Source organism: Synechococcus sp. PCC 7336 (assembly GCF_000332275.1).
Taxonomy (GTDB): domain Bacteria; phylum Cyanobacteriota; class Cyanobacteriia; order Thermostichales; family PCC-7336; genus PCC-7336.
This window is the reverse complement of record NZ_CM001776.1, coordinates 2,818,094-2,840,121: the sequence shown is the minus strand read 5'-3', so window position 1 is coordinate 2,840,121 and position 22,028 is coordinate 2,818,094. Positions and strand designations below refer to the sequence as shown.

Here is a 22,028-nt window from a genome sequence, read left to right as displayed (position 1 = left end):
AGGGCTTGTTGGTGGAGGTAAGCGGACTCGAACCGCTGACCCCCTGCGTGCAAAGCAGGTGCTCTACCAGCTGAGCTATACCCCCGAGCCACTCTCTTTCGAGAGCGAGTGTCTTTGATAAATGGTGGGCCATCCTGGACTCGAACCAGGGACCTCACCCTTATCAGGGGTGCGCTCTAACCACCTGAGCTAATAGCCCGTTCCCTTGCCTGCCGTAATCACGACAGATAACTTCAAAAGACTCCGGTTCTTCCCCGACCGACCTAGGATGACCCTCTACAACTCTCATTTTGGATTCGCTCACTTTTCGCTTAACGCAAACAGCTCGCTCTCGAGTTCGTAGATGGGTAGGTCTCCCTAGAAAGGAGGTGATCCAGCCGCACCTTCCGGTACGGCTACCTTGTTACGACTTCACCCCAGTTACCAGCCCTGCCTTCGGCGCCTCCCTCCTTACGGTTAGAATAACGACTTCGGGCGTGGCCGACTTCCATGGTGTGACGGGCGGTGTGTACAAGGCCCGGGAACGTATTCACCGCAGTATGCTGACCTGCGATTACTAGCGATTCCTCCTTCATGCAGGCGAGTTGCAGCCTGCAATCTGAACTGAGCCACGGTTTATGAGATTTGCTCGCTATTGCTAGTTGGCTGCTCTTTGTCCGTGGCATTGTAGCACGTGTGTAGCCCAGGATGTAAGGGGCATGCTGACTTGACGTCATCCCCACCTTCCTCCGGTTTGTCACCGGCAGTCTGGCTAGAGTGCCCAACTTAATGCTGGCAACTAACCACGAGGGTTGCGCTCGTTGCGGGACTTAACCCAACATCTCACGACACGAGCTGACGACAGCCATGCACCACCTGTCTCCGCGTTCCCGAAGGCACCACCCTGTTTCCAAGGTGTTCGCGGGATGTCAAACCCTGGTAAGGTTCTTCGCGTTGCATCGAATTAAACCACATGCTCCACCGCTTGTGCGGGCCCCCGTCAATTCCTTTGAGTTTCACACTTGCGTGCGTACTCCCCAGGCGGGACACTTAACGCGTTAGCTACGGTACTGAACGGGTCGATACGTCCAACACCTAGTGTCCATCGTTTACGGCTAGGACTACAGGGGTATCTAATCCCTTTCGCTACCCTAGCTTTCGTACCTCAGCGTCAGTTGCGGCCCAGTAGAGCGCTTTCGCCACTGGTGTTCTTCCCGATATCTACGCATTTCACCGCTACACCGGGAATTCCCTCTACCCCTACCGCACTCGAGCTGCGCAGTTTCCAGTGCCCTTCCACGGTTAGGCCGTGGCCTTTAACACCAGACTTGCTCAGCCGCCTACGTACGCTTTACGCCCAATAATTCCGGATAACGCTTGCATCCTCCGTCTTACCGCGGCTGCTGGCACGGAGTTAGCCGATGCTGATTCATCAGGTACCGTCAATCTTCTTCCCTGATAAAAGAACTTTACGACCCGAAAGCCTTCTTCATTCACGCGGTATTGCTCCGTCAGGCTTTCGCCCATTGCGGAAAATTCCCCACTGCTGCCTCCCGTAGGAGTCTGGGCCGTGTCTCAGTCCCAGTGTGGCTGCTCTCCCTCTCAGAACAGCTACAGATCGTCGGCTTGGTAGGCTCTTACCCCACCAACTACCTAATCTGACGCAAGTCCATCCCTAAGTGATAAATCTTTTACCTCTCGGCTTATGGGGTATTAGCAGTCGTTTCCAACTGTTGTCCCCCGCTTAAGGGCAGGTCCTTACGCGTTACTCACCCGTCCGCCACTCGCTCCGAAAAGCTCGTTCGACTTGCATGTGTTAGGCATACCGCCAGCGTTCATCCTGAGCCAGGATCAAACTCTCCGTTTGAGTTACTCGAACTTTAAGTCCTCGAACTTTCAACTTCTCAGTTTGGGCTCGTTCTCTTCATAAACCAGTTATTGGCTCTCTTCTCAACAAAGTTAAGAGTCAATAACCTCTACTCATTTGTTTGACGAGGTTGTACTTTCGTCTTTTGAAGTTATTTCTCTGTCATGGTTCGGAACGCTCGGAAGCCTTGCTGTGCTTGGCTTTTACAGACCTCGCAGTCGCTCGCTTCCTTCGAGCGCTTTACTAACATAGCTACACTCCTCTCTCACTGTCAACCCCTTGGAGGAAAAAAATCTGGTTCTCGCACCCACTGCCGAACAGTTATGCAACAGGCTCAATTTTGCAGGTGAGGGGATATCGCTCCATGAGGTAGCAGAGACAATCTTGACGGATGATGCGAGGATCGAGCGTCAGCATTGAGGGGGTGACGGCGAGTTTGGTCCGAATTTCGCCATTTTGGTAAGTGAAATAGCGATCGCTCACTTCCCCCTGGCCTTCGTCAGTCACATGCAAGCTGTATTCGCGACCGGGTTTGTAAGTCGCTAAGCGAGTAGCGGCTGGTAACTCGGCAAAGTTCAAGAGATCGAGGTTGGATTGAAAGCAGATATCGGCAGAGGAACTGCTGTCAAAGCTGATTTGGACATTGTCGGGAACTTTGACGATCGCGACGGTGTGAAATAGGTCTATGGCCGAGGGATGAACGGGACGTTGGGAAAAGTGGGAGAGGTGGAGGCACGCATCGACGAGTTCGAAAGCATGTTGGGTGCCATAGGAATGGCCGGGTTGTCCGCACTCGACCACCATCGAGGGACACAAGCGGGCAAAAGCGTTTGCTTGGACGGTTTTGGGCTGGGTGAAGTAGACGGTGGTGCGGCCAAATAGGGTGGCTAGTTGCAGGAAGGGAGACTCGAGTCGGGTGATGCAGGCGTAGTGAGGATTGCGCCCAGTGTTGTTGTGGATATCGATGCTGGCAAAGACGGAACGACGAGCCATCTCGTCGATCGCCTGACGGGCCATTTGGTGTTCGGGTAGATCGCCGCCCTGCCAGATTCGATTGTAGTCAGGTTGGCTGTCGAGGCGGCGGGCTCGCTCTCGGGCGGCGCGGACATTTCCGATCAGAATGGAAAGCGCTCTGGGCAGTTGCCGATCGCCATAATGCTTCAGCAATCTTTGGATCGCGAAGAACCCGGTGGTTTCGTTCCCATGTAACAGTACAGAAACAAATAGGGGAGGAGCTTGGCGGCCTGGTAGGTGAATCAGGGTGGGTCCGTCGAGGATTTCGTACAGACGGGTGGGTTCGATCTCCAACAACCCCTCTGGAAGCCTATCGGTGACTGTCAGCATGCAAACATCCCACTGGCAAATTGTTCGGTATTGCTGCTGGTGTTCTAGACCGGCAGCAGCGATCGCTCGAATATCGATCCCGCATTGTCGCACGTCGGTCTGCACAGATTCAGCTTCTGTTCGATCCGCTCGAAACTGCGGATCGGGTTTTGGCGGCAAGAGTCACCCTCGAATCTCGCTCGACTGCTGCCTTCGGGCTCTCTTGCTGTCAGGGGGAGAAAGAACAAAACTGGGGAGAAAGAACAAAACTTAAGAGAAGATGCAGATCGTAAATTTTCTATCATTTTGATACCGTCGATACACTTTGCAAGCGGAGTTCTGACGATACTTAATTCATTCGGAAAACCTCTAGCAATGTTTTCGGCCTCCCTGTATTGGGAGGCTTTCTTTTGTGAACTGAAACTTAGCTAGCAGGGGTTGTAGAGAATTCTTTATCGGAGCTCAAGCGGCGATCGCCCGACGGGGTAGACAGCAGATCGCGACAACGCTCTGTGCTTGGGTCGGCACAGCCAGCAATAACTGACCTGACATGGCCGCGATCGCCGCTTGGGGCACTTGCCAATAGAGACTGTCTCGTCCGGCGAGGGGAACGCGCAGCTTGCCCGAAAGCGATAGCGAGAGTTGCCAGATATCGGATAGAGGTTCGAGAGTGAAGCGCACACTACCGTGTACGATTTGCCCGAAGCCCCACATCACCATGCCCAAAAGGGCCTGTTCCAACCAGTGGGGATCGGCCTGCAGGCAAGCAGTCATTTCCGGTCGGTCGTACTGCAGGCCGCGATCGCGAGCAATCGGTTCCGTTAGCTGATAAATCTGCTGTAGCGTCGAAGCAAGCTCTACCTGCTGCAAGTGAAGGGGCAAGATGGGACTTTCGTAGCGGGACAATTCGATACAGTCGGCAATCAGATGAATATGCCCCTGTGCAGAGTTGCGAGCCGCTGCCGCAAACTCCTGCATTTCATCCACTGACTCGCATAGCCCTGTCAGAATCAGATCTAGGGCGCCAATTTGGCTACTGAGGGGACCGCGCAGTTCGTGGCCCAGGTTGACCAACAATTCCGCTTTAAACTGCCGCAGCATCTCCGATCGCCGAAACGCAAACTCCCAATCCATCGTATCGGAGTCTCCTGCTATGGGGGTAGGGGCAAGTTCGAGATTAGGAATCTGCAGCATAAGAGGAGTTAGAAAGGGGAGACAGAAAGGCGGTAGTGGCCCTGCCGCAAGATTTCCCAATTTTGGAGGTCTCCCCGCCACAGAGCGACGGTGGATGGCAAGCCAATCTGAGGACTGGCGGCGTCGAGAACGGCCACAGTGGGAAAGCGATCGGCGATTGCCGCCGGATTGGTTAGGGGAGCTTGTCCGGACTCGTTGGCACTCGTGGTGGCGAGCGGACCGGTGCGCCGCAGAACGTCCAGAGCCAAAGTGCTAGCGGGAATGCGAATGCCGAGAGTCTTACCCTCGGAAATCATGGTTTCTACAGAAGCCTCAGGGTTAACCGGCAGAACGAGGGTGAGGGGACCGGGCCAAGCCCGCTCGATCTCTGCTTGCCATGCGGACTCCCAACCGGCGATATAAGGTTTCAAACTCTCGACCGTTGCACCCATCAGAATGAGAGGTTTGTGGGACGGGCGCTGTTTGAGCTGGTAAATCGCGTTCGCCCGCTCGGGCAGAGCAGCCAAGGCCGGGACTGTATCCGTCGGAAACGAAACGACCTCTCCTCGGAGAGCTGCTGCAATAACACCGTCGCGATCGACTAACATTTAGCGCACCTGAGCACTGACAGCGCGCTCGACCCCTTCTAAATCGCAGTGGACTTGAATCGCAGTATATCGCTGCGATCGCTGCAATCGTTCCACGACCGCAGCAGACTGTCCCTGCATCACCTCGATCGCCCAAAATCCCCCTGGTTGTAAGTAACCGGGCGCTCGTTCGACTAAATGTTCGATCGCCTTCAACCCATTCTCCCCCCCATCGAGGGCAAGTCGGGGCTCGCGATCTCGCACTTCTGGTTGCAACTGCTCGATCTCTGCAGTGGGAATGTAAGGGGGGTTGGAGAGAATACCCTGCAAGAGCTGAGCATTAGGGGCAAGCGGCTCGAACCAACTTCCTTGCAGAATGGCAATGCGATCGCTCAGTTGGTAGCGTTCGATATTGGCTCGGGCCACTTGCAACGCTCCATGGCTGAGATCCACCGCTAGCAACCGCACGTCAGGCACTTCGCAGGCCAAGCCAATGGCGATCGCCCCACTGCCCGTACCGAGATCGGCCCACAGACCGGCGGGGCGATCGTGCAACCAGTTAGCCGCCACATCCACCAGTAACTCAGTCTCCGGTCGAGGAATGAGCACGTCAGGGGTGACCTGTAACTTCAACTGCCGCCAGCCAACGGAACCACACAGGTATTGCAGCGGTATGCGATCGCGCCAGCGTTGTTCCCACAAGTGAGTTAATTTCCCCCAATCTACAGGCTGGGTCGGAGGGCGACCCAGGGCGCGATCGAGGCTCGTCCAACCGCAATAGGCTTGCAACAGCAGATCGACTTCCCCAGTTGCCACACTCGTTTTGGTTGCCTGTTGGCGTGCCTGCTGTCGCCATTGCAGCAAGCGATCTGCCATTGCTTCATACATTTGGGATTTACACAGAATATCGATTTCCGCCCTCACTCCCGATCGGCTCGATTTTAGCTCGCCGGATCGTTAATTGGATTGATTTTCTACGGCTAGCCCTCTAGCATCTTCAATAGCCAAGCGGGAAGGCACAAACTCAATCTTTTGGACACTCGCCTCTGCATCGGGAGCCACCATTGAATTCATCACAGAATCGAGGGAGGTGACGCGAATTTCAGTTTTATCCGCAATGTCAGAATTTTCCTCGCGGGCGAGATCGAGGGTATCCTGCAGATCTTTATCACTGAAGAAAAAGGGGACGACCTCCGAACCATCAGCTTCAATCGTCAGCACCCCTTCGTCGGATTGGCCGAAAAACAACGGCACGCCAGGAAAGCTATCGATTTCCTCTCCATCAGTCTCTCGTAGGAGGGCGATCGCAGTTTCAACGATCTCCGAACTCGGCCAAATTCGAAACCGAATGCCATTTTGCTCCTGTTGCTCGGCAGCCATCCGCAGAGCTGCTGACATCGCAATCGGTACCATTCGCGCCCGCGAGCCCACTTCTGGGTTGGCAGTTTGAATTGTATTCAATGCCACTTGAGCGGCAGCCCGATCTAACCAAAAACCGATCAGCTTCACCTGCTCGCCATCCTGCTCGATATTGGCCAGAACTGGTGAATTGTTCTCGGACAAAATGGCAAACACGGGCACGGCATCGAGGCGACCCAAGACTTCATCGGAACTGAGAGGAACGCCGGTTGATTGAGCAACGATCGCCGGTTCGGATAGTGCAGATTTAGATAGTGCTAGGTCAGTCGTCTGGGCATATAGCGCTTGAGGTATGGCAGCAACGAGCGAAACACTGCAAGCCATTACGAACAGACTCAACTGTCGGACCGGTTTCATGGCAGTTCCTAATTGACACGGGATCTGAAAACAAAGTCGGGAAGCGCAACCTCTCTGTACTGCAATCGCAGCCACTCGAACCTCTTTATTTTATTGGGCGGGGGCGATTTCTCGGGCATATTCAATTGCCGCGCGGGAGGGCACAAACTCAATCTTCTGAACGTTGGCCTCTGCGTTGGGAGACACCATCGAGTTCATCACCGTATTGAGAGAGGTGACGCGAACTTGAGTTCTGGCTGCAATATCGGCGTTTTCAGCGCCAGCCCGATTGAGCGTCGCTTCTAGGTCATCTTTATGGAAGAAGAAGGGTACAACCTCAGAGCCATTGGCTTCCAACGTTAACACCCCAGCCTCCGACTCGCCGTAAAACAACGGTACGCCAGGAAAGCGATCGGCATCTTCTTGTCCAGCAGTCTGTCGCAATAAATTCAGGGCTACTTCCAGTGTCTCGACATCGGGCCAGATGCGGACCTGGATTTCATTCTCTTGTTGCTCTCTAGCCACGCGCAGAGCTTCTGGCATGGGTAGGGATACGAGCCGCGCCTGTCCGCCCACTGAGGGATTCGCTTGCTGAACGTTACTCAGCGCTGTTTGAGCTGCCTTCTGATCCAACCAAAAACTGATCAGCTGAACCTGCTCGCCGTTCTGTTCGATGTTCGCAAGCACGGGCGAATTGTTCTCGGACACAATGGCAAAGACAGGCACAGTTTTCAAACGATCTAACACCTGATCTGGAGTTAGAGCAGTGCTGTCGGCTTGGGCCACGATCGCCGCTTCAGAAAGGACTGGAGCGGCTGTCTGAGCGAGTGCTGCCTGAAAGGTAGCCGCAAGCATTAATGCACCGCAGGTGGTTAACAAGCTCAACTGTCGGACCAATTTCATAGAGGCTCCTACTTTACATAAGACACTTTACATAAGACATCATTACAGGCAAAGGATAGCGGCCAATGGGCTGACAACAGACAAGCGGAACGCTTGCTAGCGGCTTTCGAGCTAGAACTCAGTATCCACTTGCCACTCCTGGGGTTACTAGCAGCAGGAGCTGCCTGTCTGCGAGAAATTCTTTCCTATCCTAGCTAGGGGCCTTATCAACTGCGAGGGATGCAGGCGCAATTGTTTTGCCCCAATTAACACCTCTATCTGCGCTTGCTTCTGCAGAGCCAGAGCGACAGAGTGCTATTGACTGCAGTCCCCCCAGCAATGGGAGCATTCGATCGACCGATAAGAAACTCCTGAGATCCCGCCGAGAAAAGCCTTCTTTGCCCCTAACAAGCCGTCTAGGTCATCCATCGCGCCTCCTCAGTGGCAGACAGTTGACTGAAACTATGCGGCTAAAAGTCTGGATTGAGGTGAGACAAGCGAAATGCAAATCCACAACGTGACGGCAATCCACAAGCAAGCCAATCGCTGGCTCTGGCCCATTGGCGCGATCGCCCTCATTCCAATCGCCTACCTCAGCCTCCACCACTTCCCCAGCGATATTCTCTCCCTCTCCACCTGGCGAGACATCGCCGATCGCACCGGCCCCTTCGGCCCCCTCCTCTATATCGCTGTCCTTGCCATCTCAGTGATTATTTCTAACATCCCCGGTCTGCCCCTACTTGTCGTCGCCGCTGCCATTTGGGGTCCACTCTCAGCCAGCATTTACACCGTCATCGGCGGATTCCTCGGTAGCATGGCCGCCTATAGTTTGGGTCGCACCTTAGGCAGATCCGCCCTCAAAACTCTGACTGGCAAAGTCTTTACTTTCTCCAAACAACGGGGCGAAACCTTCCTCGGCTGGCTCATCTTTGCCACCCGCTTGCTACCCATCTTTTCCTTCGACCTCATTAGCTACAGCGCAGGCATAACGGGCCTATCTGCTCCCATCTACGCTGGTGCCACTTTCTTCGGCATGGTTCCATCCACAATGGCGATCGCCTATCTCGGTGCCAATGTCACCATTGGGTGGAGTGGAGGTTTTGCCTACGCGATCGCCTTCCTCGCCATCTCGCTCGGCCTGCCTTGGGCAATCCGTCGCTACAATTGGTTTGACCTCAACGAAATTATCTGTATCGAATAAAGTTGCCGTACAGTCAGCGTTGCGGTAGGGAGTGCGAGCGTGTCTGAGTCTTGGAGCCACGGCTTTCTGGAAAGCAACGGCATCAAACTGCATTACGTCACCCGAGGAGAAGGGCCGTTAATGCTGATGTTGCACGGTTTTCCGGCCTTTTGGTATGCCTGGAAATACCACATTCCCGAATTTGCCAGCAGCTATAAGGTCGTGGCGTTAGATTTGCCCGGATATAACGACAGCGATAAGCCAACCGAATTCAGTGCCTACCGAGTCGAGAACCTGGTGGGCTATATCGAAGGGGCGATCGACGCCCTGGGCTACAAACACTGCGTTTTAGTGGGTCACGATTGGGGCGGAGCCCTCGCTTGGACCTTCACCTACGACCGTCCCGAACGGGTAGAGCGCCTGGTGGTGATGAACTTTCCCCACCCAGCCAAATTCGCCCAGGGACTGCGCACTCCCCAACAACTACTCAGAAGTTCGTACATCCTCTTCTTCCAACTGCGAGGGATATCAGAATTTGTCATCCGGCAGGGGAACTACGCATTTATTGGTTTTGTATTTGAGGAAGTCAAACAATACAACCCCGACTTTACCTCTGAGGATATCCAAACGTTCCGCACTGCTGCTGCCCGGCCGGGGGCACTGACGGCCATGCTGAATTACTATCGCAATCTTCCCAATAGCCCCTTCTTAAAGCGTCAGTGGGGTCAACTAGAGGTTCCCACCCTATTGCTGTGGGGAGAGCAGGATAATGCCTTTGGCAAAGAACTCTCCTACGGTACCGAAGCCTATGTGAAGGATTTTCAACTGCACTACATTCCCAACAGCGGCCATTGGGTGCAGCTCGATCGCCCCCAACAGGTGAGCCAGCACCTGCGGGACTTTCTCGCTTAGGCACGGACACTGTAAGCTCTCCAGAGAAATAGGCTCCAGTTGCCGAGATCTCCCGGTTTCCTCCCATTAACGTCGTAGAGTATCTCTACGGCAGTGGTGTAACTGCGAGGTAGAAGAAGACCTTCTAACCCTTCTGAGGTCTTGTGGCTCGACTCAGCCACTCGGCATCGATGGCAGTACCAGTAAATGCTGGCAACTCCCGCTAGGTCTGTGGAGGTAGCTTGGAAAGGTAAGCATGAAACTTTTGGTGGTTGAGGACGATCGACGAATTACGGCGCTGCTGCAAGAGAGCCTAGCCGAGCAAAATTTTCTGGTGGAAGTTGCTCATGACGGCGAGATGGGTTGGGACATGCTGGATGCCTTTAAATACGATCTGGTACTGCTGGATGTGATGCTGCCCAAACTAGATGGCATCTCCCTTTGCCGCAAACTGCGATCGCGGGGATATCAATTGCCCATTCTGATGCTGACGGCAAAAGACACCACCACTGATAAGGTTGTGGGACTCGATGCCGGAGCCGATGACTATGTGGTGAAGCCATTCAAGTTTAGCGAGCTCTCGGCCCGGATTCGAGCGCTGTTGCGGCGGGGCATCGCGGCACAGCCGCCCGTGCTGGAGCGGGGCTTGTTGCGCCTCGATCCCAGCACCTGCCAGGTGACCTACGATCTCGAGCCCCTGAATCTAACGCCCAAGGAATACAGCCTCTTGGAATTGCTGATGCGCAACGGCGATCGCATTTTCAGCCGCAGCGCCATTCTGGACCGCCTGTGGTCGTTCGAGGAACCCCCCGACGAAGAAGCCGTCAAGTTTCATATCAAGCGCTTGCGCCACAAATTGAGGCAAGCGGGAGCTACAACCGATCCGATTGAGACTGTTTATGGGATGGGGTATCGCCTCAAATAGTCGTCACCAGCGACTGTTTTTCAGCCTGCGCCTGCGCTTGCTGCTGGCATATTTGGTTGTCATGGCAGCCTCGTTGGGGGTATTTGGCTTTGGGGTGTATGGGTTTGTCGTGCGCAGCCTCTACAGACAGTTAGATAAGCGCCTGCTGACGCTGGCACAGGCGGCTACCCTCACCCAAGTTGACATCGAGCGCCAGGGCCACGAGTATCTCGACAATGTAGAGGAAGTTCCGTGGCGCGATATTTTCAATCGCGATCGCCAAAGTCTGGAGTGGTTCGACGTGAATCGCTCTCTCCTGGCGAGCAAGGGGATCATCTCAATTGCTCGGCCGCCCAAACTGGGTCCGCAAACCCTGCATCCCCCCGATCAACCCTACCCCGTGCGAACCTATGCCATTTCTGTGTTTAGCGATAGTCCAGACTCGGTGCTGCCATCGCTAGAAGGTTACGTTCGTGCCAGCCAATCGATGGAAGATCTAGTGGTGGCGCAGTCTCGGCTGCTGTGGGGGCTGGGTTTGGGGGGCAGCGTAGCTCTGGGGTGCATTGGTGTTGGCGGCCTTTGGCTGACTAAGCGAGCACTCGAACCGGTGGAGCAGAGCTTTCAGCGGCTGCGCCAATTTACAGCGGACGCCTCCCACGAACTGCGCGGTCCGCTGACAGTCATGCAGGGTTTTGTGGATCTGATGCAAGTTCATCCCGAACGGGTTCATCCTGCCGATGAACGGAAATTGGCGGCACTCTCCAGCGCAACAGAACAAATGACCCACTTGACCGAAGATTTGCTGCTGCTGGCGCGGGCGGATGCGGGCGTCGAAGCCAGCGATGGAGATCGAGGACGGATCTGTTTGAGCGAACTGTTGGGGGAGTTAGTAGCAGAAACTTACGATCGAGCCAAACGCGCGGAGATTCAGCTCCAGTTTCGGCCTGCCGAGACTGCCAAAACTGAAATTTGGGGCGATGCCATGAGGCTTCGCCGACTGTTTGGCAATTTGATCGACAACGCCATCCAGTACACTCCTGCAGGTGGTACTGTCGAAGTGCAGGTGGATCGATCGCCTCGCTGGATCGAAGTTGCCGTCACGGATACGGGCATCGGCATTCCCGCCGAACACCTGCAGGCTATTTTCGAGCGTTTTTGGCGGGCGGAAGAGGCTCGTACCCATCGCGAGAACGGCTCGGGGTTGGGGTTGGCGATCGCCCAAACCATTGCCAGACAGCATGGCGGCAAGATTGCTGTCAGCAGTATGGTTGGCAAAGGATCGTACTTTCAAGTGGCGTTGCCTGGCGAGATGAAGCGGGTAGAAGGAAAGCGGCAGCACTCGGGAAGGCAGTGGGATAAATGAAACGTCGCGATCGCACCCGGCACCGTTAATGTTGGGCAACCGTTGCATCTAAAATGGCAGTTTCTAACTCTTGCACGGCGCGATCGATTCGATCGTTGACGATCGCCAGATCGAATTCAGATTCAGCCTTCAACTCCAGCTCGGCAGTCGCCAAACGTTTCTGGATACTCTCTTCAGTATCTTGGCCCCGTTCCCGCAGGCGACGTTCTAGCTCGGCTAAGGAGGGAGGACGAATAAACAGTTTAAAGGCTTCGGGCCATGTGCGGGCCACCTGCCTCGCCCCCTGCAGTTCGATTTCGAGGATGACATCCTCTCCCGCTTGCAGGCGTTGTTTGACGGGAGCCAAGGGGGTGCCGTAGAGGTTGCCCGCAAATTCTGCCCATTCCAGAAACTGGCCGCGATCTCGCAATGATTCAAACTGCTCGCGAGTATAGAAGAAGTAATGTACACCGTCGATCTCGCCGGGACGAGGCGATCGCGTTGTGGCCGAGATCGACATCTGCAATTCGGGATGGCGTCGGCGAATTGCGGCTAGCAAAGTCCCTTTGCCCACGCCACTAGGGCCTGTCACCACGATCAGGCGGCCTCGAGAACGCTGGCGATCGCTGGGGCTGGAGGAAGTTAACAGGGTTTCAGACACGACGAACTCTGCGGGGTGGAAAGGGATTTTCTTACTCTACTCTCTCAATTTGCCAGCAGCCTGCGAGATTGTTCCTCAGATTGCATTTAGAGAACTGATATTGAAGCTGAAATCGCGATCGCGGTAGTAGTCTTGAGAGGGCTCGCTCCCTTTGCGGCTGTCCTCAGAATAGAGCCCCCATCTCGATCGTCGCCTGTGCAACCGTTTGACCTCACTACAGCGATCGCCGTCCATCGCGATCTCGCCCGCCGCTGTCTGCCCGCTCGGGTGGAGGTCGTGCAGCAAACGGATTTGTGGACGCTGCATCTGGCCCTGCGCACGCTGGAGGGGCGGCAATGGGTGACGTTGAGCTGGCATCCGCAGGCGGCTCGCTTTCATTTGGGCCAACGCATTCCCAAAGGCATTGCCGACCCCTTCCAGTTCAGTCAAATTTTGCAGCGGCTGCGGGGATTCGCCCTCTGCCAAATCCTTCAGCTCGATCCCTGGGAGCGTGTCACGGACTGGCAGTTTGCTCTTCGTCCCCAAGAGGAGGCGCAGTGGCATCTCTATCTAGAAACGATGGGCAAATACAGCAATGTGGCATTGGTCGATCGCGACGGGATCGTGGTGGCCTGCGGGCGGGGGGTGAGCGATCGCCAATCGAGCGTCCGTCCCTTGCAGGCGGGCCTTGCCTATCAACCCCCTCCCCCCCTCACGGGCGCGATCCCCAACCCAGATGAGCCGCTGGAAGACTGGCAAGATCGGCTGGTGTGGCCTGCAGGTCCGTTACGCAAAACGCTGTTGCAGGCCTATCGCGGTCTCAGTCGCGCCATTGTGGAACCGATGGCAGCAAAAGCGGATCTGTCGCCGCAGGTTTCGACAGAGGCGATCGCCCCCGAGCAGTGGCAACTTCTATTTGACTGTTGGCAAGAGTGGCTGGCGATCCTCAAAGATGGTGGATTTCAGCCGGGATGGAGCGAGCGCGGTTATACCGTCACGGGCTGGAACAGTGTCGAGCCCGTAGAAGATATTCACAAACTGCTGGATGACTATTACCGTCGGGAACTGGAGAATCAGCAGTTCGATCGCGATCGCCATCGCCTGCGACAGAAGTTGCACTCCGTTCTCCGCAAGCTGGAACAGCGGCGACAGGATTTTGCGCGTGCTTTGGAGGGATCGGAGCGGGCGGGGGAGGCGAAGCGGGCGGCGGACTTGCTGATGGCTCACCTGCAGGACTGGCAGCCGGGGCTGACTGAGATAGCGCTGTCGGATTTTGAAACGGGGGAATCTGTCGCGATTCAATTGGACCCCGAAAAGAATGCGATCGCCAATGCTCAGCAATACTACAAAAAACATCGCAAACAAAAACGTGCTCGCACGGCAGTCACCCCACTGCTAGAGCAAGTGAACCGCGAGATCGCCTATCTGGAGCAGGTTTTGGGGGCGATCGAACAACTGGATGGCTATCGTACCTCTGGCGACCTACAAGCCCTGTGCGAAATCGAACGGGAGCTAATTTCAGAAGGCTATCTCGGCGATCGAGATCGCCCCAGCGCCTCTATCCCCAGCCCAGACTCCGATCCCCACCGCTACACCAGCCCCAGCGGCTTCGAGATCCTCGTGGGTCGCAACAACCGCCAAAACGATCTCATCTCGTTCAAACTCGCTCGCAATACCGACTGGTGGCTCCACGCCCAAGAAATTCCCGGCAGCCACGTCCTCTTGCGCCTGCCCCCGGGCGCAGTGGCAGAAGACGAAGACCTGCAAGCCGCTGCCGATCTCGCCGCTTACTACAGCCGTGCCCGTCTCAGCGCTCGCGTTCCCACCATCTACACTCGCCCCAAACACGTTTACAAACTCAAAGGGGCTGACGCCAAACCCGGCATGGTGACTTACCTGCAGCAACAGGTGTTGTGGGCACAACCGCAGCGGGCAGAAGCGTTTTTCAGTATCCGGCAGAATGTGGAAAACGAGGGTTGAAATTGCTGCCGATCTCAGCGGGAAATTGTTAAAGAAAATCTGAAATTTTGCCGGTAAAATCTCTGGAATGAGACAATCTCGATTCATGCTACTCCAGCTATAGCAAGAAACATCACTAGAAACTTGTGTTGTGTAGAGGTTACTGTAATGGAACTGTAACGCAGCCAACGCAAGCCATTTGGGGAAGGTATGTTATTACGGTATTGACTTTTATACCTGTGATGGCTCGACCCATTTGCTGAAGTTCAATTGCTGAAAATCGCTAAAGCCAGGGATTGCGAGAGGATAGGCGCTGAGAGCGTTTTTATCGCGGCTCGTTTCGGTACGAGCGATCGCTTCATCTCGCCATGGGGGCGAGCAATTCCCCCCTCCCACATCACCACAAGGAGACTAACCCGCGATGACCTCACAAATTCCTGAAGGTTTTGTCTGTCCCGACGTTCTCGTGGAGGACGATCGAGTTGGCTTGAGTGTAGAAACCCTAAAGCGAGCATTTGTCGACAACCTGTTTTACGTTCAGGGCAAGTTTCCAGCTCTGGCAACCAAGAACGACTATTACATGGCCTTGGCTTATACGGTGCGCGATCGAATGTTGCACCGTTGGAATAGCACTGCCGACTGCTATACCCAAGCAGGATCGCGAACGGTTTGTTATTTCTCTGCCGAGTTTTTAATGGGGCCTCAGTTGGGCAAAAACCTGATCGTGCTGGGGATTTACGAGCAGGTCAAGCAGGCGGTGGAAGAGTTTGGCGTCAGTCTCGACATGCTGTTGGAGCAAGAGGAAGAGCCCGGTTTGGGCAATGGCGGTTTGGGCCGTTTGGCCGCCTGTTACCTCGACTCGCTGGCGACAATGGAAATTCCCACCTTGGGTTACGGCATTCGCTACGAGTACGGCATCTTCGACCAAGAGATTCAGGATGGCTGGCAGGTGGAAGTCACTGACAAGTGGTTGCGCTTTGGCAACCCTTGGGAAATTCCCCGGCCCGAGTGGTCGGTGGAGGTGAAGTTTGGCGGTCACACGGAGTCCTATCTCGACGATAACGATCGCTATCGCGTTCGCTGGGTGCCCGATAAAGTGGTGAAGGGAGTGCCCTACGACACACCCATTTTGGGCTACAAGATCGATACCGCCAACACGCTGCGATTGTGGAAGGCTGAAGCCACCGAATCGTTTGACTTTGAAGCGTTCAATCGGGGGGATTATTACGGTGCGGTTGGCGAGAAGATCGTCTCCGAGAACATCACAAAAGTGCTTTACCCCAACGACGAACAGCTTTCGGGCAAGCGGCTGCGTTTAGAGCAACAGTTCTTCTTCGTGTCCTGCTCGTTGCAAGACATGTTCCGCATTATGGAAACGCAGGGCATTCCACTCGATCGATTCCACGAAAAATTTGCCGTGCAGTTGAACGATACCCACCCGGCGATCTCTGTAGCGGAGCTGATGCGCCTATTGGTGGACGTGCGGGGGATGGCCTGGGAGGAGGCCTGGGAAATCACCCACAAAACCTTCTCCTACACCAATCACACCCTCCTGCCCGAGGCATTGGAAAAGTGGCCCCTCAGCCTGTTTGGCAAGTTATTGCCTCGCCACTTAGAGATTATTTACGAAATTAATCAGCGCTTTTTGGATCGCGCCCGTATCAAGTTTATGGGGGATGAAGGCCGACTGAAGCGCCTTTCCCTGATTGATGAAAGCGGAGAGCGCTACGTGCGCATGGCCAATTTAGCTTGTGTGGGCAGCCATGCCATTAACGGCGTAGCGGAATTGCATTCCGAACTGCTCAAGAAAGGGGTGCTGACAGACTTTTATGCACTCTGGCCCGAGAAGTTTACCAATGTTACCAATGGTGTCACCCCCCGTCGCTGGCTAGTGTTGAGCAATCCCAAGCAAACAGAGTTGGTCTGCGGCAAGATTGGCGATGGCTGGATCGTGCAGCTAGACCAACTGAAAAAGCTAGAAAGCTTTGCAGACGATGCGGGCTTTCGAGACGAATGGCAGATGGTCAAGCAGAAAAACAAGCTAGATCTGGCCGATCGCATCTTCAGGAACCTAGGAGTTGCTGTCGATCCGGCCTCTCTATTCGACGTGCATGTCAAGCGCATTCACGAGTACAAGCGCCAGCATCTCAACATCTTGCATGTCATTTCGCTATACCACCAGCTCAAAAGCTATCCCAATCTGGATATTCAGCCGCGCACATTTATCTTCGCGGGCAAAGCTGCTCCGGGCTACTTTATGGCGAAGTTGATTATCAAGTCGATCACCTCTGTTGCGGCTGTGGTGAACAGCGATCCCGATGTGAACGATCGCCTCAAAGTGGTCTTCTTGCCCGACTACAACGTCACCAACAGCCAACGCATCTATCCTGCCGCCGATCTCTCCGAGCAAATCTCCACTGCGGGCAAGGAAGCCTCGGGAACCGGCAATATGAAGTTTGCCTTGAATGGAGCGCTCACCATCGGTACCTTAGATGGGGCCAATGTCGAGATGCGCGAAGAGGTGGGGGCCGAGAACTTCTTCCTGTTTGGCCTCACGGCCCCAGAGGTGGTCGAGCTGAAGGCAGCGGGCTATCGCGCTTGGGATTATTACAACAGCAACGAGCTGCTCAAAGCCTCGATCGATCTAGTGAGCTCGGGCTTTTTCTCTAGCGGCAATCCCGATTTGTTCAATCCTTTAATTGTGTCTTTGCTACACGACGATCCCTACCTGGTGTTGGCTGACTTTCAGGCATATGCTGACTGTCAGAAAACAGTGGGAGAAGCCTATCGAGATCGCGAAGATTGGACTCGCATGTCCATTCTCAATGCCGCTCGTATGGGTAAGTTCTCCAGCGATCGCTCGATCGCCGAATATTGCCGCAATATCTGGAAGGTGAAACCGGTCGAGATCGAGTTGAAGAATTACGATCTCGCCGATCTCAACTTCTGCCACATTTAGGCGATCTGTTCTCCTCCGCCCGAGCTGACCTCGGCAAAGAAAAGTCTCAAAAGAGAAGTGTCAATCGCACCGATCTCAGCTCCATGTTTAGGCAGGCAAAATGCCAATGTCTGTCAGCGATCGCTGATAAGCCTCGATGTCAACATTATTGGAATAAGATTATTGGAATAAAATTATTGGAATAAGCCCACTGCAATCCTTACAGTGGGTTTTCTTTCGGGGTTGGGCTTATTTTACTAGCGCTGGCGATCGCCACAGCAATCCCGGCCACCCCCAGCTTTACATTTCTTCACTTGATGTCACGATAGAAGAACTGCCCGTTGTACCTGCCATTTCTAGCAAGGTACGGGTCCTACACTATCGTCATCTGAGAGACATCGCGTGAATCGATCGCTGCGCTTTCCCATCTCGCCCTTCTTTATCGTGGTGCTCGCGATCGTCATTGAAGTGACGGGGGGCGGGCTCTTATTCCCGGTGCTGCCGTTCTTAGTCGAACGGTTTCGCTCGGATGCCCTCACCATTACCCTGCTGGCAGCCAGCTTTGCCACCGCTCAATTCTTCGCCGCCCCCGTCTTGGGAAACCTGTCCGATCGCTTCGGTCGTCGCCCCATTCTCGTCCTCTGCACCCTGGGCACTGCTCTGACATTTTTCCTCTTCGGCATTGCTAGTGCCCTCTGGGTGATGTTCGTTGCCCAAATCGCCAACGGCATCACGGGAGGCTTAGTCAGCACCGCCCAGGCATACATCGCCGACATCTCGGATTCGCCGCAGGAGCGCACCAAAAACTTTGGCGCGATCGGGGCTGCTGCTGGCATTGGGTTTATTCTGGGGCCACTCTTGGGGGGCAGCTTGGCGGGCATCGACTTGCGTTTGCCGGTGTTTTTAGCCGGGGGAACTGCCCTTTGCAACTCAGCCCTAGCTTACTTCGTACTGCCGGAATCTCTCGAACGCAAGAGCACCGAGCCAATTCGACTGCAGGACTTAAACCCCCTCGGACAACTGCGAGATTTACTCAGCCGACCGCAATTGCGCAGCTTAATGCTGGGGTACTTTACGTTCTTTCTGGCATTTGCGGGGTTCACCAGTATTTTTGTGGTGTTAGTCCGCGATCGCTATGACTGGGGACCGATGCAATCGGCGGGGGTGTTATTTTTTGTCGGCATTGTGGCGAGCGTCGTGCAGGGGGGCTTGATCCGCAAACTACTGCCTCGTTTTGGCGAACTGCGGCTGATGTTGGCGGGCTTCAGCCTTGTTGCTCTAGCTCTGTGTCTCGTCGCTCTCAGCCCGCGCGGATACTATCTGTACGGCACTCAAGCGATGTTTGCCTTTGGCATCGGCATTGCCTCCCCTTCGCTGCGCGGTTCGATCGCCAGCAGCGTGCCGGATAGCGAACAGGGCAAAGTCAGTGGCGGGACCCAATCGCTCAGTAGCCTGACCCAAATTTTAGGCCCCTTGCTGGCGGGGTGGACCTATGACAATTGGCAGCCAACTTGGCCGCTGTGGATTAGCGCGGGTTTGGTGTTAGTGGCGATCGCGGCGATCGCCAGCAGCAGCACCCTTCGCTCTGGTGTAACCGCGCCTGTCCCGACCGCTGCCAAGGAATAAAAGGTGACGGCTCGACTCTAGTGTTTGGAGCCACATCTCTGATGTAAAACGAGGCATCGATCGCCGCCTACACCGCCCGCCTCGATTCAGCCGCAGCCCCCGCAAACGGACAGCCCTCTGTAGAGCGCTGTAATTGAGCCCCCAACCCCCGCAACTTGCCTTCTAGATCCTCATAGCCGCGATCGAGATGCTGCAGATTTTTGACTTCGGTGACCCCCTGCGCCGCTAGTCCGGCAATCACTAAAGCCGCCGCTGCCCGCAGGTCGGTGGAAGCCACTGGAGCCCCCGACAGTGCCGACACCCCCCGCACCAAGGCCACACCCTTCTTAATGCGAATATCGGCTCCCATGCGGTTCAGTTCCGGGACGTGGTTCATGCGATTTTCGAACACTGTCTCGGCAATGGCAGAGTCCCCTTCCGCGATCGCTGCCAGCACCATCACCTGCGCCTGCATATCCGTCGGAAAACCGGGATAGGGCAAGGTTTCCACATCCACCGCCCGCCTCGATTCGCCAGGAGAAATCTCTAATTTATTGACCCCCACTTCGCGAATATTGAGGCCCATTTCCTGCAGCTTGGCGATCGCCGCCCGCAAGTGCTCGGGAATCACGGGGCCAATGGTAATCGTCGACCGAGTCGCCGCTGCCGCCACCAGCAAAGTTCCAGCTTCGATGCGATCGGGAATGACTGTGTATTCTGTGCCGTGCAGGCGAGGGGTACCCACAATCTCGATCGTATTGGTGCCCGCCCCACGAATTTTAGCCCCCATCGCTCGACAGAAATTCGCCAGATCGGCCACCTCGGGCTCTTGGGCAGCGTTTTCAATGATGGTTTCCCCCTGCGCCCCTGTGGCAGCCATCATCAGGGTTTCCGTCGCTCCCACGCTAGGATAATCCAAATAAATTCGGGCTCCCGTCAGCTTGCTGGCCCGCGCATTGACGATGCCGCCATCAATATGGACCGTAGCCCCCAGTTTTTGCAGGCCGCGAACGTGCAAATCCACCGGACGGGCGCCAATGGCACAGCCCCCCGGCAGTGGAATTCTAGCCACCCCTCGCCGCACTAATAGGGGGCCAATGGCAAAAAAGCTAGCCCGCAATTGGCTGACTAATTCGTAAGGGGCGTGACAGGAGGTCAGATGGGAGGGATCGAGGTCCAGAATGTTGCCGTGGAGAGCCACCTTCACCCCCATGCCAGCCAAGATTTCTCCCATCCGCTGGATATCGACTAAGCGGGGCACATTGTGCAGGCGGCAGGGCTCGGGGGAAAGCAATGCCCCCGCCATCAGGGCTAAGGCAGAATTCTTCGCTCCGCTAACTTGCGCGTACCCGGATAATTGTTGCCCGCCCCGGATATATAAGGTTGGTTCTGGGATTGGCTCGGTAAAGTCAGTTCGAACGGAAGCTTTCGATTCAGTTTCAGCAAGGTCAAGGGACTGGCCAGACTCACGCAAAATTTCACCCACCGCAAACACTCCACACAGGGGATATCTTAACCATACCCGTTCACCTATCGGCAAACCTCATGCCAATGCGAAGCCAAGCGCGATCGCCCTCAACCCGCTGCCCTCGGGACGCTCGCACTCGTTTGACGTTAGCTCCAAGGAAATGGCAGCGTCCCATCGAGAGAGCCGCCACTAAAGTGTGTTGAGAAAAAGTGTGTTGAGAAACCGACGCTACCGTCCTAAAATTCTCAGTTCTACCGGGCCGACCCCTGCCCCCAGCAAGCCGATCGCCCGCGCGGCCCTTGCTGACAGATCGATAATGCGATTGCCGATAAACGGACCGCGATCGTTGATGCGCACGATCGCCGAGCGCCCAGTACTGATATTGATCACCTCCACCAACGTGCCGAAAGGCAGGTAGCGGTGGGCAGCGGTCATGGCATTGGGGTTGAAGATCTCGCCACTGGCACTGGGGCGTCCGGCAAAGCCCGGGCCGTACCACGAAGCCAATCCTGCTTGGCGAGCAATAACGGTACCGGCAGCAATGGGACTGATGCCCCCCGGCACACTGTTGAGGGCAGCAGCGCCAACGAGGAGGCGGCGGATGCGATTGGTGGCGGCGAGTGCCGCTCCTGCCCGACTGGAACCGCGCTCGGGTTTCACCATCTCGTCAATCGTCTCAATCGGTTCGCCGTCTACCGCGATCGCCAGTTGTGCGCCCTCTCTAGACAGCTCGATCTCGACTCCGTCTAAATCTCGCTGGGCGAGCAAATTGAGTTGAGCGGTAAAGTTCGACGCACGCTCTAGCGCAGTCGTTGCAGCAGACTCAGCACTGCTAGGGATAGAGGGTTCGATAAAGGTTAAAACGGGCAGCCCTTCGAGATAAACTGTTGCTGCTGCCTTGCCATCGAGATCGTAGGAATAGAGGGTGGCGGGGGCAATTTGGAGTTCTTCCAGGTTGTTTTGCACGCGGCCTAATTTGAGTACTGTCGGGAAGGGAGCGTCTGCCCCATTCTCGCTCGGGGGGGTGATGGAACCGCGATCGCCATCTACCACAGCGGTCTTGATGTCTTCTGCCCGATCGATGTCTTCTGTCTGACTATCTGGTGCCTGACTATCTGGTGTCTGACTATCTGGTGTCCCAAGACTCCCATCAGCCTCTACAGGTGACTCTGAATTCGCTTCAGCCTCTGCGGCAGCTCTAGCCTCTGCTTCTAAGCGCAATAGATCGGCCAGTAGAGGATCGGTTGGCTCTGCACTCGGAGAGATAGTCTCCCGCACCGAAGCACTGTCTTGGGGGGAAGCCTGATTCAAGTCGGTCTCTATTTCAGCAATCGCTGCCATCGGGGAGAGCCATAGCCCTAAGGTTAAGCCAGTGAATGTTGTCAGTGACCGTTTAGCAAGCATAAATATCTCGTCCAGATTTAACTACACTTTGAATGTGGAGAATCGTTAAGCAGAATCGAAGTAAACTTAACACACATTTTGATGGCGGGTGGGTAAAGGGTTGAGTTTGTGCCAGTATATTTACTCATCCT

At 55.3% G+C, this 22,028-nt stretch carries 16 protein-coding genes, 2 tRNA genes and 1 rRNA gene; 7 read left to right on the top strand and 12 right to left on the bottom strand.

Annotated features, from left to right (window positions below; translation table 11 throughout):
* Positions 1-9 precede the first annotated feature (9 nt).
* The 9 genes from SYN7336_RS13570 to SYN7336_RS25875 all read right to left on the bottom strand — a co-directional run bounded on the left by SYN7336_RS13570 (position 10) and on the right by SYN7336_RS25875 (position 7,587).
* Positions 10-85: transfer RNA gene (locus SYN7336_RS13570), tRNA-Ala, on the bottom strand.
* Positions 86-122: 37 nt separating this feature from the next.
* Positions 123-199: transfer RNA gene (locus SYN7336_RS13565), tRNA-Ile, on the bottom strand.
* A 162-nt stretch (positions 200-361) separates the two neighbouring features.
* Positions 362-1,846: ribosomal RNA gene (locus SYN7336_RS13560) — 16S ribosomal RNA — on the bottom strand.
* 321 nt (positions 1,847-2,167) lie between these two features.
* Positions 2,168-3,349, bottom strand: coding sequence for a M14 family metallopeptidase (locus tag SYN7336_RS13555; RefSeq protein WP_017326494.1), 1,182 nt, complete (start codon positions 3,347-3,349; stop codon positions 2,168-2,170).
* Positions 3,350-3,631: 282 nt separating this feature from the next.
* Entirely contained in the window at positions 3,632-4,363 is a 732-nt protein-coding gene (locus tag SYN7336_RS13550; RefSeq protein WP_017326493.1) for a sensor histidine kinase KdpD, read from the bottom strand.
* 8 nt (positions 4,364-4,371) lie between these two features.
* Positions 4,372-4,950, bottom strand: a complete 579-nt coding sequence (locus tag SYN7336_RS13545) for an L-threonylcarbamoyladenylate synthase (protein WP_017326492.1) — start codon at positions 4,948-4,950, stop codon at positions 4,372-4,374.
* Positions 4,951-5,853, bottom strand: a complete 903-nt coding sequence (gene prmC, locus SYN7336_RS13540) for a peptide chain release factor N(5)-glutamine methyltransferase (protein ID WP_227498507.1) — start codon at positions 5,851-5,853, stop codon at positions 4,951-4,953. It abuts the gene before it with no gap.
* 33 nt (positions 5,854-5,886) lie between these two features.
* On the bottom strand, positions 5,887-6,705 hold the full coding sequence (locus SYN7336_RS25880) for a Tic22 family protein (protein ID WP_017326490.1): 819 nt from the start codon (positions 6,703-6,705) through the stop codon (positions 5,887-5,889).
* Between the two features lie 90 nt (positions 6,706-6,795).
* The gene (locus SYN7336_RS25875) at positions 6,796-7,587 is read right to left on the bottom strand and encodes a Tic22 family protein (RefSeq protein WP_017326489.1); all 792 of its coding nucleotides are present in this window, start codon (positions 7,585-7,587) and stop codon (positions 6,796-6,798) included.
* Positions 7,588-8,068: 481 nt separating this feature from the next.
* On the opposite strand from SYN7336_RS25875, the gene SYN7336_RS13525 reads away from it, so the two are divergent.
* The 4 genes from SYN7336_RS13525 to SYN7336_RS13510 all read left to right on the top strand — a co-directional run bounded on the left by SYN7336_RS13525 (position 8,069) and on the right by SYN7336_RS13510 (position 11,904).
* The gene (locus tag SYN7336_RS13525; RefSeq protein WP_017326488.1) at positions 8,069-8,767 is read left to right on the top strand and encodes a TVP38/TMEM64 family protein; all 699 of its coding nucleotides are present in this window, start codon (positions 8,069-8,071) and stop codon (positions 8,765-8,767) included.
* Positions 8,768-8,806: 39 nt separating this feature from the next.
* Positions 8,807-9,658 carry an alpha/beta fold hydrolase gene (locus SYN7336_RS13520; RefSeq protein WP_017326487.1) on the top strand — a complete coding sequence of 284 codons (852 nt, stop codon included), beginning with the start codon at positions 8,807-8,809 and terminating at the stop codon, positions 9,656-9,658.
* 235 nt (positions 9,659-9,893) lie between these two features.
* Positions 9,894-10,562 carry a response regulator transcription factor gene (locus tag SYN7336_RS13515; RefSeq protein ID WP_017326486.1) on the top strand — a complete coding sequence of 223 codons (669 nt, stop codon included), beginning with the start codon at positions 9,894-9,896 and terminating at the stop codon, positions 10,560-10,562.
* The gene (locus SYN7336_RS13510; protein WP_017326485.1) at positions 10,537-11,904 is read left to right on the top strand and encodes a cell wall metabolism sensor histidine kinase WalK; all 1,368 of its coding nucleotides are present in this window, start codon (positions 10,537-10,539) and stop codon (positions 11,902-11,904) included. The genes SYN7336_RS13515 and SYN7336_RS13510 overlap by 26 nt, the downstream gene beginning before the upstream one ends.
* A gap of 25 nt (positions 11,905-11,929) precedes the next feature.
* On the opposite strand, the gene gmk is transcribed toward SYN7336_RS13510, so the two are convergent.
* Entirely contained in the window at positions 11,930-12,544 is a 615-nt protein-coding gene (gmk, locus tag SYN7336_RS13505) for a guanylate kinase (protein ID WP_017326484.1), read from the bottom strand.
* 195 nt (positions 12,545-12,739) lie between these two features.
* On the opposite strand from gmk, the gene SYN7336_RS13500 reads away from it, so the two are divergent.
* The 3 genes from SYN7336_RS13500 (at position 12,740) to SYN7336_RS13490 (ending at position 19,046) form a co-directional block, all read left to right on the top strand.
* Positions 12,740-14,503 (top strand): NFACT family protein, encoded by a 1,764-nt coding sequence (locus tag SYN7336_RS13500; RefSeq protein WP_017326483.1) that lies wholly within the window; start codon positions 12,740-12,742, stop codon positions 14,501-14,503.
* A 400-nt stretch (positions 14,504-14,903) separates the two neighbouring features.
* Complete coding sequence (locus SYN7336_RS13495; protein WP_017326482.1) at positions 14,904-17,441, top strand: glycogen/starch/alpha-glucan phosphorylase; 2,538 nt, start codon at positions 14,904-14,906, stop codon at positions 17,439-17,441.
* Between the two features lie 381 nt (positions 17,442-17,822).
* The gene (locus tag SYN7336_RS13490; RefSeq protein ID WP_017326481.1) at positions 17,823-19,046 is read left to right on the top strand and encodes a tetracycline resistance MFS efflux pump; all 1,224 of its coding nucleotides are present in this window, start codon (positions 17,823-17,825) and stop codon (positions 19,044-19,046) included.
* Between the two features lie 67 nt (positions 19,047-19,113).
* On the opposite strand, the gene murA is transcribed toward SYN7336_RS13490, so the two are convergent.
* Both murA and SYN7336_RS28045 read right to left on the bottom strand, forming a co-directional pair.
* A complete protein-coding gene (murA, locus tag SYN7336_RS13485) occupies positions 19,114-20,421 on the bottom strand; it encodes a UDP-N-acetylglucosamine 1-carboxyvinyltransferase (protein WP_202951195.1) in 1,308 nt (435 codons plus the stop codon).
* 300 nt (positions 20,422-20,721) lie between these two features.
* Positions 20,722-21,897, bottom strand: a complete 1,176-nt coding sequence (locus SYN7336_RS28045) for a septal ring lytic transglycosylase RlpA family protein (protein ID WP_083885729.1) — start codon at positions 21,895-21,897, stop codon at positions 20,722-20,724.
* Between the last annotated feature and the right edge of the window lie 131 nt (positions 21,898-22,028).